Source organism: Streptomyces sp. NPDC050528, from assembly GCF_044457795.1.
Classification (GTDB): Bacteria; Actinomycetota; Actinomycetes; order Streptomycetales; family Streptomycetaceae; genus Streptomyces.
In genome coordinates this window covers 635264-647736 of record NZ_JBITHH010000002.1, presented here as the reverse complement: position 1 = coordinate 647736, position 12473 = coordinate 635264, and the positions used below count along the sequence as shown (strand labels likewise).

Sequence of the window (12473 nt, the reverse complement as noted above, 5' to 3'; positions counted from 1 at the left end):
CGCCGTCCGGACCGTGGGGGGTCAGGAGTTGACGGTGATGTGCTTCGCCAGGGCCGTCACGGCGAGGTCGCCGTGGTCGACCCACTGGGGGAGGGCCAGGGTCTTGTGCTGGGTGGAGGCGGGCGGCGTGATCTCGAGGTAGGCGGCGTGGACCGCGCCCGAGGTGCCGGTGTTGGCGTGGGTCCAGGCGACGACAGCCTCGGCGCTCTCGCCGTCCTTGAGGGTGAGGGTCTTCTTGCCGGGGTTGTGCGCGTACCAGGTGTTGCCCCAGGTGGTGTGGGTCGTCAGCTTCTTGTGGGCGGAGTTCTCCAGGCCCAGGCCGGGGTAGCCGCGCAGCAGGCAGGTCTTGCCGCTGAGGTTGCGCAGCCGGATGACGATACCCGCGTGGTTCATGCCACCGCCGAGCTGCTGACCGTACGTCGCCTTCAGCGCGGCGGCCGAGCAGGTCGGCGTCGCCTTCGCGGTGGCCGTGGAGGTCGCGGCGTTCGCGGTACCCGCCCAGGCCGCGAGCCCCAGCCCGACGACGGCGCCCAGGCCGATCATCGTGCGCCCGACCTTGCGGTCGGCGCGGCGCCGGTGCTTGGCGGTGGCGGTCTGGTCGGTGGTGTTCAGGTGCTCGTTCACGGTCGTGTTCCCCACTCCTGCTTTCGCGGGCCGTGGTCTGCGGCCCGCACCGTCCTTCTGTGCCGTACACAAGGTTCGATGCGGGGTATCGCGGATTTGTTCGCGGAAGAGGCGGAAGAATTTTCGCGGCGTTGTGGAGGGGGCCAGCCGTGGCTGTGTCAGTGGACTCGCGGTCGGCACCGTCGTAGTTCGGGAGCCGGTCTGCCGGTTGTGAGTTCGTCCGCGATCAGTCGTCCGACCGTAGGCGCCAGGGTGATGGCGGAGTGCATGACGGCGACGTAGACGGATCGATCGTGTGTCGCGTATCCGATGACGGGGCCGAGCGCGGGCATGGGGCGGCTGCTGGTGCGGTGGCCCAGCAGGCGGCACTCGTCGCTTCCTCGGAAGGCCGCCTTCAGGTCCCGGAGCGCGTCCTGAGCGACCCGCTCACGGTTTCCCGCCGTGCCTTCGGCCTGCGGTACGACCAGCAGGAGGTGGCCCTCGCGTACCTCCCGGACCTCGAAATCGGGGCTTGCCACGATGGTCCTGACCAGGCCCGGGGGTGTTGTGACCCGCGCGAGGGTGGCCGGGGAGGAGGCCATCGGCAGGTCGACCGGCAGCCGTTCGCACAGCTCCGGGATGGTGGTTCCGGCCGTGAGTACGACAGTGGTGGCGGCGTGGAAGCCGGCCGATGTCAGGACTCCCTCGACGTGCCCGTCGGTCACCCGCAAGGAGGTGACCGTGGTGTCGTGGAGCACGGTTGCTCCATGGGCGGCGGCGGTTTCAACGAGTGTGCGGGTCAAGGCTGTTGGGTCGATGCCCGCGTCGCTCGGGGTGTGGACGGCCTGGTCGGGCGGGTGCCGGAGGTTGGGCTCCAGGGCGGCGATCTCGCTCCGGCCGACGCGGAATTGACCTGGCTCCAGTCGTGAGTCAGCGGCCGGTACGTCGGCCCAGGACAGCGAGCCGGTTCGGCGGACGGTGACATGGGGCAGTTCGTTTTCCAGGCGCCGGTAGTCCGCCAGGACGTACTCGCGGAGATCCCCTGCTCCGCCGGGCCAGTGCCCGCCCGAGTCCCCGATCCAGGCGAAGGAGTTCCCGGTGACCCCGGTGGCCGGTGCGGGTCCTTGGCCGAGCAGGGTGACCGGGACGCCTCGACGGGCCAGGTGGTAGGCCACCGAGGAGCCGACGATTCCCGCACCGACGACGACAACGGCTGACAATGAGGTCCTCTCCGACAATCCGACGACCGTTCAGACTGCGGCTGTGGCCGCGGCCGTAGAACTAACTTCGGCCCCGACCGGTCGAATCGGGGAGCGGTACGGCTGGGTTGTTGTCAGGACGTCACCCTCCGACGAAGCTCACGGTCTCGCCCAAGTCCGCCCGCCCGGTGCGCAGTTGTGGCACGCCTTCTCTCTCGAAGCCCACCGAGACACCGCAGAGCAGCACGAGCCCGTCATCGGCATCGACCAACTCGCTGACGGTCTTGCGGTACATCGTCCACATCACCTGGGGGCAACTGTGCAACCCCTCTGCCCTCAGCAACAGCATGACCGTCTGCAGGTACATCCCCGCGTCCGCCCACTGCCCGGGCCCCATCGTCCGGTCGAGGTAGCAGAACAGCACGACCGGCGCCCCGAACGCCTCCGAGTTCAAGGCGGCGATCTTCATGGGCCTGTCGGGGTCGTCGCGCTCGATGCCCAGCGCTTTGTACCGCTGGGTGGCCGCGGCGCCGAAGCGGTCCAGATACGGCGAGGCAAGCCCGGCCGGGTACATCGGATACTCCCGCTCGTCACCCGGGTCGCCCGCCCGTGCCCTGGCCGTCGCGCGCCTCTTCAACTCGGCCAGGGGCTCGCCGCTCACGACGTACACGTGCCACGGCTGGAGGTTCCCGCTCGACGGAGCCCGCGTCGCCGCGGTCAGCACGCGTTCGAGTACCTCCTTGGATACGGGCTCATCGCTGAACGCCCGCACAGCCCGGCGACTGTCCACGGCTTCATACACATCCACGCCTTCTCGTTCTCCTTTGAACGACGGACCGCGTCAGCCATCCCGCCGTGACGACAGAAGGCGGTCGATCGCGGCTCTCTCGTAGTAGTCCGTGCCACCGACCGTGACGTGCTTGCGCGGCGCGTCCTTGCGGCTCAGCAACGTGCTGACCCGCTCGCGCCGCTGCTCGGCCGTCCCGTCATGGCCGGACTGTGCCAGCAGGTCCGCGATGACGTTGCGGGCCACGAGGCCGTGGCGGGGCGTCAACTGCCTTGCCGCTTCGGTGAGATAGGCCCGCGCCACGGTGTGGGCGACGCCCAGTTCGCAGGCGAGCCGCGTCGTGGTCAGGTCCTCCGGGCCGGCCAGCGCCGCCTCCAGCCGGGCGACGACTTCCGGGATACGCCCGTACGCGCGCCGCGCCGCGTACCCCGGACGCTCGGTGTCGTACCAGAGGAACCATTCCGCTACGGCCGCCGCATCCCGCTTGCGCCCTACGGCTCGCGGGAACGGCCTGACCGGGTGGTTCTCGTAGGACTTCGCCAAGTTGCTTACGGCGCCGGGCGTCACCCCGCGCCGCCTCGCGATGTCGGCCCATCCCCACTGCTCGCCGGGGGCGTGACTCAAGCGCCGGGGTTCCGCCGCCAGCCGTGGGCCGGTGCGACGGACAGTCGTGCCGGACTTGGGCTCGAAGAGGTTCCGGCGGACCAGGGTCAACGCCGCCTCGCGCTCGATGAGTTGGGCGTTGTGCGGGCCCGTGCGGACGCGGGAGGAGGCGAGGGAGGCTTCGGCGAGCCAGTTGCGGACCGTCTTTTCCGCGACCCCCGCCAGTTCCGCCACCTGCCTGCGGGTGAGCCACGGGTCGCCCAGTGCGGCGAGCCGCTGCTCGAACTGTTCGCGCGTCGTGGTCATCCCTCCCATCGTCCCGCCCCGCCTCAACGGCACCCGCACGGGGTCCCGTTGAGGCCGGACAGGCAGAGCCGCTACTCGTCGTACGGCCGCATGACGGTGAGCATGCTGAACAGGACCGAGTACATACGGCTCACGAGTTCGGCGGGGATCTCCGTGGTCCGGGTGCTGGTGCCGTCCCGCTCGGTGATGGTGATGAGGGCACCGCCCGGATTGTCCAACTCGTCTTGGTGGCGGGGGAGTTGGGTCAACTCTCCGATCAGCCGCGACAGCGACCTCGCGGTGACCTCCTGCTCGGGTGCCGGTGTGGTCAGCGGGCGGTGGCCGTCGTGGCGCAGGCCCGCCTCGGTGACGTAGCGGGCGACGTGCTTCGCCATCAGGTGGATGTCGGACCCACCGGTCGCCGCCCCGGGATCGTGATCATGTGAACCCGAACCCGAACCCGAACCCGAACCCGAACCCGAGCCCGAACCCGAAGCCGGAGTCGGAGCCGAGTGGTAGACGACCGTCGATCTGTCGCCGGGGCCCCTGTGCCGGACCAGCCACCCGGTCACCTGTGACAGTTGCGGAGGCAGCGACTCGGGTGCCCCGACGATGAGTTGAGTGCCGTCGGCGAGATGGACGCAGATCAGATGACAGCCCCCGCTGGTCGTCACGATCGCCGCGTCGAGCCCGTTGCTCCGCAGCGCGTCCAGCACCGGTCCGTACTGCGGCCCGCTCAGACCGGGGGAGCGCGCGTAGCCGAGGATCGCCCCAACTACCGGTTCAGGAGCGGCAGTCCACTCCAGATACCCGCACTCGTTCGTCCGGGTCCCCAGGAACGTACGGCGCTGCCAGAACAGCCGGGGCTCGCTCCCGCCCCGGCTCGGCCCGAGGATCAACTGGTCCCTGCTGCTGGGCAGGTTGACGACGATCTGCCCGTCGTCGGTCAGAGCGGCGTCCAGTGCCTCCGCTCGCAGGGCCTCCACCAGATGGGATAACTCCATCAAAGGCTCCATCAAGGCTTTCCTCTCGCATGCCCTTGGTTGCCTAGGTAAATCTATTGACCAAGGGTGGTGAACTGGGCGGCCCGGAGCGGATCGTGTCCTACCCGGAGGTGTGTCGCGGGTGACGGCCGTGCCGAGGGGTGAGGCCCGGGTCCGTGTTCCGCGATGTGCAACAGGTACGGCCTGTAGGACGGGTTGCCGGAGTGATCGGTTCCAGACCATTCCAGTGGGAAACCTTTGCGAGTGCCGCACCTTTCCTGCCGTCCGACGGTCACGGATGCCGCGCCCTTCCTGCGGCCGACCGTCACGAGTGCCGCGCCCTTTCCGCAGGCGGCCACCAAGGGGTGTCGCTGAAAGTTCTTTCTCCACCTTTCATGACTCTTGCTGCAACCCTTGCGTCGGCGATACGGTCTCGCCGGGGTCGGACCCGAACTGAGCCGTAATCGCAAGGAGTTCACGCCTGTGATACCGAGATGGCCCGCGCCCGCGCCCCGCACGCGCCGCACCGAGCGACGGAGAAGGGCCACGGGCGTCATCGTCGCCGCCCTCCTCGCGGCCTTCGTCCAGCCCCTCGCCGCCCACGCCGCGACCCCACCCGCACCCCCGTCGGACGCCAAGCTGGCCGCGACGCCCGCCCGGCACGACGACACCCGCGAGCAGTTCTACTTCGTGATGCCGGACCGGTTCGCGAACGGCGACACCTCCAACGACCTTGGCGGGCTCACCGGTTCACGCCTCAGCACCGGCTACGACCCCACCGACAAGGGCTTCTACCAGGGCGGCGACCTCAAGGGCCTGACAAAGAAGCTCGACTACATCAAGGGCCTCGGCACCACCGCCATCTGGATGGCCCCCATCTTCAAGAACCAGCCCGTGCAGGGGACCGGCGCCGACGCCTCCGCCGGCTACCACGGTTACTGGATCACGGACTTCACCCAGGTCGACCCGCACTTCGGCACCAACAAGGACCTCGCGACCCTCATCTCCAAGGCCCACGCCAAGGGCATGAAGGTCTTCTTCGACGTCATCACCAACCACACCGCCGACGTCGTCGACTACGAGGGCAAGTCCTACGACTACCTATCCAAGGGCGCGTTCCCGTACCTGACCAAGGACGGGCAGCCCTTCGACGACGCCGACTACGCGGACGGCAAGAAGACCTTCCCCGCCGTCTCCACGTCCTCGTTCCCGAAGACCCCGACCGTCCCCGCCGACAAGGCGAACGTGAAGGTCCCGTCCTGGCTCAACGACCCGACGATGTACCACAATCGCGGCGATTCGACCTACGTCGGCGAGAACGCCACCTACGGCGACTTCTCCGGCCTCGACGACCTGTGGACCGAACGCCCCGAGGTCGTCAGCGGCATGGAGAAGATCTACGAGAAGTGGGTCCGCGACTTCGACGTCGACGGCTTCCGCATCGACACCGTCAAACACGTCGACATGGACTTCTGGACCCAGTGGGCCACCGCACTCGACAACTACGCGGCGCAGCACGGCCGTAGGAACTTCTTCATGTTCGGCGAGGTCTACTCCGCCGACACGTCGGTCACTTCGCCGTACGTCACCCAGGGCCGCCTCGACGCCACGCTCGACTTCCCCTTCCAGGACGCGGCCCGCAGCTACGCCTCGCAGGGCGGCAGCGCGCAGAAGCTCGCGAGTGTCTTCGGCGACGACTACAAGTACACGACCGACAAGGCGAACGCGTACGAGCAGGTCACCTTCCTCGGCAACCACGACATGGGCCGCATCGGCTACTTCCTCGACCAGGACAACCCGAAGGCCACCGACGCCCAACTCCTCGCCAAGGACAAGCTCGCCAACGAGCTGATGTTCCTCAGCCGCGGCAACCCCGTCGTCTACTACGGCGACGAACAGGGCTTCACCGGCTCCGGCGGCGACAAGGACGCCCGCCAGACGATGTTCGCGTCGAAGGTCGCCGACTATCTCGATGATGATGAGATCGGTACCGACCGTACGGCCGCGAGTGACTCCTACGACTCAACTGCCCCGCTGTACAAGGAGATTGCCGCCCTCTCCAAGCTGCGCGCGGACAACCCCGCCCTCACCGACGGCGTGCAGACCGAGCGTTACGCGGCCGACGGCGCCGGTGTCTATGCCTTCACACGGACGGGCACGGGATCGGACAAAAACGAATACGTCGTTGCCCTCAACAACGCCGACACCGCGAAGACGGTGACCTTCGCGACCGGTTCGCCGGACATGAAGTACCGGGGGATCTACGGCACTTCGGCCACCGCGACGAGCGGTGCCGACAACAAGGTCACCGTCACCGTGCCCGCCGGGACCGCGATCGTCCTCAAGGCGGCCGGCGCTCTCGCCAAGCCCGTCACCAAGCCCACGATCACCCTCAAGGCCCCGGACGCGGGCGCCACCGGCACCGTCGAGCTGAGCGCCGACGTCACCGGCGGTCAGCTCAACCGGGTCGTCTTCGCCGCCCAGACCGGCAACGGCAAGTGGCAGACGCTGGGCTCCGCCGACCACGCCCCGTACAAGGTCACGCAGGCGATCGGCAAGGACGTACCCGCCGAAACCGCCCTGCGCTACAAGGCAGTTGTCGTCGACTCGACGGGCCGTACGGCAAGCGCGACGGCCGCCTCCACCACCGGCACCCCGCCCGCCGAAGCGATCCCCACCGCCTCCTCCCGCGACTACGCGATCGTCCACTACAAGCGCACCGACGGCGACTACGACAACTGGGGCCTCTACGCCTGGGGCGACCTCGCCGACGGCGAGGCGACGACCTGGCCGGCCAGTCACCCCTTCGTCGGCCGGGATGCCTACGGCGCCTTCGCCTACGTCAAGTTGAAGCCCGGCGCGACGAACGTCAGCTTCCTGGTGATCGACAAGGACGGCAACAAGGACGTCTCCGCGGACCGTTCGATCGACGTCACGCAGACCGGCGAGGTCTGGATCGAGCAGGGCAAGGAGGCCGTACAGACACAGCGGCCCGACTACCCGGCGCAGGACACCACCAAGGCCGTCATCCACTACCACCGCGCCGACGGCGACTACTCCGGCTGGGGCCTCCACGTCTGGACGGGTGCCGCGAACCCCACGGACTGGTCGAGCCCGCTGCAGCCGGTGAAGACCGACGCGTATGGCGCTGTCTACGAGGTACCGCTCAACTCCGGTGCCACCAGCCTCAGTTACATCATCCACAAGGGTGACGAGAAGGACCTCTCCGCCGACCAGTCGCTCGACCTCAAGACCAACGGCAACGAGGTCTGGCTCTTGAACGGACAGGAGAAGTACCTCCTGCCGCAGCCCGCCGGGAGCGCGGCCGCCCTCGACCTGACGACCTCCAAGGCGGTCTGGATCGACCGGAACACGGTCGCCTGGAACGGCTCCGACGCCGCCGCCTCCACCCAACTCGTGTACTCCCACGACGGTTCGATCGCCGCGAAGGACGGCACGCTGACGAGCGACGACGAGCGCTGGCTGCGCCTGTCCAAGACCACGCTCACCGACGCCCAGAAGGCCAAGTTCCCCTACCTGAAGGACTATGCGGCCTGGTCCGTCGACCCGCGTGATCGGGGGCGGGTGAAGGAGGCCCTGGACGGTCAGCTCGTCGCCTCCCAACGAGCCGTGAACGGGGCCGTGTTGGCGGCCACCGGCGTGCAGATCGCCGGCGTGCTCGACGACGTGTACGGCTCCGCGACCCGGGCCGACCTCGGCCCCACCTTCCACAACGGCCGCCCCACGCTGGCCGTTTGGGCGCCGACCGCGCAGAGCGTGTCCCTCGATCTCGACGGCTCGCTGAAGAAGATGAGCCGGAACGCCACCACCGGCGTCTGGTCCGTCACCGGTCCCGCCTCCTGGAAGAACAAGCCGTACCGCTACGTCGTGAAGGTGTGGGCGCCGACCGTCCAGAAGCTGGTCACCAACGAGGTCACCGACCCCTACTCGGTCGCCCTCACCGCCGACTCTGAGCGCAGCCTCGTCGTCGACCTCGCCGACAAGTCCCTTGCCCCGAGCGGCTGGTCGGGCCTGAAGAAGCCGAAGGCGGTGCCGCTGAAGGACGCGGAGATCCAGGAGCTGCACATCCGCGACTTCTCCGTCGCGGACAAGACGGTCCCCACGAAGGACCAGGGGACCTATCTCGCCTTCACGGAGAAGAACAGCGACGGCTCGAAGCATCTGCGCGCGCTGGCCAAGTCCGGGACGTCGTACGTGCATCTGCTGCCCGCCTTCGACATCGCCACCATCCCGGAGAAGAAGTCCGAGCAGTCCACCACCGACTGCGATCTCGCCTCCTACGCCGCCGACTCGGAGCAGCAACAGGCGTGCGTGGCGGCCGTCGCCGCGAAGGACGCCTACAACTGGGGTTACGACCCTTACCACTTCACGGTTCCGGAGGGTTCGTACGCGACCGACCCGGACGGCACCGGTCGTACCGTCGAGTTCCGCAAGATGGTCAAGTCGCTGAACGAGGACGGCCTTCGGGTCGTCATGGACGTGGTCTACAACCACACGGCGGCCAGCGGGCAGGCGGACTACTCGGTCCTGGACAAGATCGTGCCCGGCTACTACCAGCGGCTGTTGGCCGACGGCAGCGTCGCGAACTCCACCTGTTGTGCCAACACGGCGACCGAGAACGCCATGATGGGCAAGCTCGTCGTCGACTCCGTGGTCACCTGGGCCAAGGAGTACAAGGTCGACGGCTTCCGCTTCGACCTCATGGGGCACCAGCCGAAGGCCAACATCCTCGCCGTACGCAAGGCGTTGGACGCGCTGACCCTCGCGAAGGACGGCGTCGACGGCAAGAAGATCATCATGTACGGCGAGGGGTGGAACTTCGGCGAGGTCGCCGACGACGCCCGTTTCGTGCAGGCCACGCAGAAGAACATGGCCGGGACGGGCATCGCGACCTTCTCGGACCGGGCCCGGGACGCCGTACGCGGCGGCAGCCCCTTCGACGAGGACCCGGGGGTGCAGGGCTTCGCGTCCGGGCTCTACACCGACCCCAACTCCTCCACGGCGAACGGCACTTCGGCCGAGCAGAAGGCCCGCCTCCTGCACTACCAGGACCTCATCAAGGTCGGCCTGAGCGGCAACCTCGCGAAATACCGCTTCACCGACACCGACGGGAAGGACGTCACCGGCGCCGAGATCGACTACAACGGCGCTCCCGCCGGCTACGCGGACGCGCCCGGCGACGCCCTCGCCTATGTCGACGCGCACGACAACGAGTCGCTGTTCGACGCGCTGACCTACAAGTTGCCCGCCACGACGAGCGCCGCCGACCGGGCCCGGATGCAGGTCCTCGCGATGGCCACCGCCACCCTCTCGCAGGGGCCGTCCCTCTCCCAGGCCGGTACCGACCTGCTGCGCTCCAAGTCCCTGGACCGCAACTCGTTCGACAGCGGTGACTGGTTCAACGCGATCCACTGGAACTGCGCGGACGGCAACGGCTTCGGGCGGGGGCTGCCGATGGCCGCCGACAACGCGTCCAAGTGGCCGTACGCGAAAGGCCTGTTGACGTCGGTCAAGGTCGGCTGCGGGCAGATCGGCGGGGCCTCGGCCGCGTACCAGGATCTGCTGAAGATCCGTACGACCGAGCCCGTGTTCTCGCTGGACACGGCCGGGCAGGTGCAGTCGGAGATGTCCTTCCCGTTGTCCGGGAAGGACGAGACGCCCGGAGTGATCACCATGGAACTCGGGGATCTCGTGGTCGTGTTCAACGCGACGCCGAGCAAGCAGGAGCAGAAGATCGGCTCCCTCGCGGGCACCGGTTACCGGCTGCACCCCGTGCAGGCCGCGGGCGCGGACGCCACCGTGAAGTCGGCCTCGTACGCGAAGGTTTCGGGCACCTTCGTCGTTCCGGGACGCACTGTGGCGGTATTCACCCGGACACCCTGAAAGCGCATTACCGTAGTGGGGCAGGCTGTGGACACCGGCCTGCCCCACCGGTGTGTCAAAGGGCCAGGTCTGAGAAATGGACGTCAACGGCAAACTGACGCACGCGACCGTGCTGGTCGTGGACGACGAGCCGGCGAGCCGGTTCGCGGTCGAAAGTGTGCTGACCCGTGCCGGGCACCGGGTGTTCGCGGTCGGCAGCGGCGCCGAGGCGCTCGACGAACTCGACATGCGGCTGCGCAAGGGGAACCTGCCCGACGTGGCGCTGATCGACGTGCACCTGCCGGACATGAGCGGGTTCGAACTGTGCCGGCTGCTCAAGGAGCGGCCGCGCATGGCGGGCCTGCCCGTCGTGCACGTCTCGGCCCTCGCCGCGCCCCCGAGCGACCGCTGCCAGGCGCTCGACGCGGGCGACGAGGCCTTTCTGACCGTGCCCGCCGAGCCAGAGGAGATCGAGGCGGCGGTCCGGTCCGCCGTCCGCGCCGCCCGGCTGCGCGCCGACGACCAGGCGCTCGTACGACGGCTGACCCTGCTGTCGGAGATGATCGTCACCATCCAGGCGGCGCGCTCCCTCCAGGAACTCGTCGACGTCGCCGCCGACGGCACCGCACGGCTCACCGGCACGCCCGCCGCAGTGTTCGTGCTCGACCGGGACGACGAGCTGTACCGCGGCCTGCCCCGGGACCGCACCGCGGTCGCGCTGCCGGGCGAGGACGCCGACCGGACCGTGGCCCGGCTGCTGCGGCGGCTCTCCCAGGGGCAGTCCGGGGTGCAGATCACGACCGTCCCCGCGCCGTTGTGGCCCACCGGGTTCTTCCGGCCCGGCGTGGAACACGACGCCCGCCTCGCGCTGGTCCTCACCCACGAGGGCCGGGCCCCGGTCTGCCTCGCCGCCCCCACGCGCGGGCTGCGCCGGGTGGGTCCCGAGGCCGGCGCCCTGCTGGCCCAACTCGCCCAGGCCACCGCGCTCGCCGCCGAGCCGCTCCTCATGTACCAGGTCGAACGGCATGTCGCCCTCACCCTCCAGGGCAGCTTCCTGCCCAAGCCGGACCGGCTGCCCAAGGTGCGCGGCGTCGACACCGTCGTCCGCTACGTGCCCGCGTCCCTGGACACCGAGATCGGCGGCGACTTCTACGCCGTCCTGAAGGTCGCCGGGGGAGTGCTGTTCGCCGTCGGCGACGTCGTCGGGCACTCGCTGGAGGCGGCCACCGTCATGGTGGAGATACGGCACGCCCTGCGCGCCTACTGCGTCGACGAGAGCGACCCCAGCGTGCTGGCCGAGCGGCTGGACCGGATGCTCCAGCACTACCACCCGGAGACCACGGCCACCGTCTGCCTGGCCCTCGTCGACCCGGACACCGGACGCACCCTCATCTCCAACGCGGGCCACATCCCGCCGCTGATCATCCGGGACAGCGGCAGCGCGGACTACGCCAAGGCGGCCGGCCCGCTGCTCGGCGTCGGCCTGTCCCATCCGCCGCCCACCGAACTCTTCCTCGAACCCAGCGACCGGCTCCTGATGATCACCGACGGCCTCATCGAGACCCGGGGCACGGACATCTCCGTGTCGATGGAACAGCTCCGCGCGGCCGCCTCCGGCGCGCTGCCCGGCCTGGACGCCCTGTGCGACACCCTGCTCGACTGCTTCGGTGTCGACCGGGACGACGACATCGCGATGCTGGCGCTACGGCTGGGGTGAGCCCGGGGGCGGCTAGGGTGAGCCCGTTGTTGGCTGAGAAACAGGAGCGCCTGATGCCGCAGATCACCGTCGACCACTCCCACACGATCTCCTTCGACCAGGACGGTTTCGCCCGTGCGCTGCACGAGGCGGTGGTCGAGATCGCCGCGGCGAAGCCGGAGGCGTGCAAGACCCAGTTCCGCCCGAGCGAGTACACGGCCTTCGGGTACGAGGGTCTCGACGAGCTGGGACACACCGTCGTCCACGTCACCCTCGGCCTGCTCGCCGGACGCAGCGAGGACACCAAGGCCAAGCTGACCGAGAAGGTCCTGGACCTCCTCCGCGAGTACATCGACGAGGACGGCTCCGTCCTGCACGCCTCCGCCGAGGTGCGCGAACTGGACGCGTCCTACCGGAAGTTCGAGCGCTAGAGG

The 12473-nt window shown here is 68.9% G+C and carries 8 protein-coding genes; 3 read left to right on the top strand and 5 right to left on the bottom strand.

All coding sequences use genetic code 11. From position 1 onward, the window contains the following. Positions 1-21: 21 nt before the first annotated feature. The 5 genes from ACIBK4_RS10230 to ACIBK4_RS10210 form a co-directional block, all read right to left on the bottom strand. Positions 22-624: a DUF4232 domain-containing protein gene (locus ACIBK4_RS10230; protein WP_398993960.1), complete on the bottom strand. Its 603-nt coding sequence runs from the start codon at positions 622-624 to the stop codon at positions 22-24. 158 nt (positions 625-782) lie between these two features. Then, on the bottom strand, positions 783-1823 hold the full coding sequence (locus tag ACIBK4_RS10225; RefSeq protein ID WP_398993958.1) for an NAD(P)/FAD-dependent oxidoreductase: 1041 nt from the start codon (positions 1821-1823) through the stop codon (positions 783-785). 121 nt (positions 1824-1944) lie between these two features. After that, on the bottom strand, positions 1945-2610 hold the full coding sequence (locus ACIBK4_RS10220) for a nitroreductase (RefSeq protein ID WP_398993956.1): 666 nt from the start codon (positions 2608-2610) through the stop codon (positions 1945-1947). Between the two features lie 33 nt (positions 2611-2643). Next, positions 2644-3498 (bottom strand): hypothetical protein, encoded by an 855-nt coding sequence (locus ACIBK4_RS10215; RefSeq protein WP_398993954.1) that lies wholly within the window; start codon positions 3496-3498, stop codon positions 2644-2646. Positions 3499-3569: 71 nt separating this feature from the next. After that, positions 3570-4481 (bottom strand): hypothetical protein, encoded by a 912-nt coding sequence (locus ACIBK4_RS10210; protein ID WP_398993952.1) that lies wholly within the window; start codon positions 4479-4481, stop codon positions 3570-3572. Between the two features lie 462 nt (positions 4482-4943). On the opposite strand from ACIBK4_RS10210, the gene pulA reads away from it, so the two are divergent. From pulA to ACIBK4_RS10195, 3 genes are all read left to right on the top strand, one after another. Next, complete coding sequence (gene pulA, locus ACIBK4_RS10205; RefSeq protein WP_398993950.1) at positions 4944-10364, top strand: pullulanase-type alpha-1,6-glucosidase; 5421 nt, start codon at positions 4944-4946, stop codon at positions 10362-10364. 76 nt (positions 10365-10440) lie between these two features. Continuing rightward, positions 10441-12060 carry a SpoIIE family protein phosphatase gene (locus tag ACIBK4_RS10200; RefSeq protein WP_398993948.1) on the top strand — a complete coding sequence of 540 codons (1620 nt, stop codon included), beginning with the start codon at positions 10441-10443 and terminating at the stop codon, positions 12058-12060. Positions 12061-12113: 53 nt separating this feature from the next. Then, positions 12114-12470, top strand: a complete 357-nt coding sequence (locus ACIBK4_RS10195) for a 5-carboxymethyl-2-hydroxymuconate Delta-isomerase (protein ID WP_398993946.1) — start codon at positions 12114-12116, stop codon at positions 12468-12470. Positions 12471-12473: the final 3 nt, after the last annotated feature.

Excerpts from the sequence above, each read along its gene's own strand:
- ACIBK4_RS10215 (WP_398993954.1), bottom strand. The coding sequence starts at position 3,498 with ATGACCACGACGCGCGAACAGTTCGAGCAGCGGCTCGCCGCACTGGGC.
- ACIBK4_RS10210 (WP_398993952.1), bottom strand. The coding sequence starts at position 4,481 with ATGGAGTTATCCCATCTGGTGGAGGCCCTGCGAGCGGAGGCACTGGAC.
- ACIBK4_RS10200 (WP_398993948.1), top strand. The coding sequence starts at position 10,441 with ATGGACGTCAACGGCAAACTGACGCACGCGACCGTGCTGGTCGTGGAC.
- ACIBK4_RS10195 (WP_398993946.1), top strand. The coding sequence starts at position 12,114 with ATGCCGCAGATCACCGTCGACCACTCCCACACGATCTCCTTCGACCAG.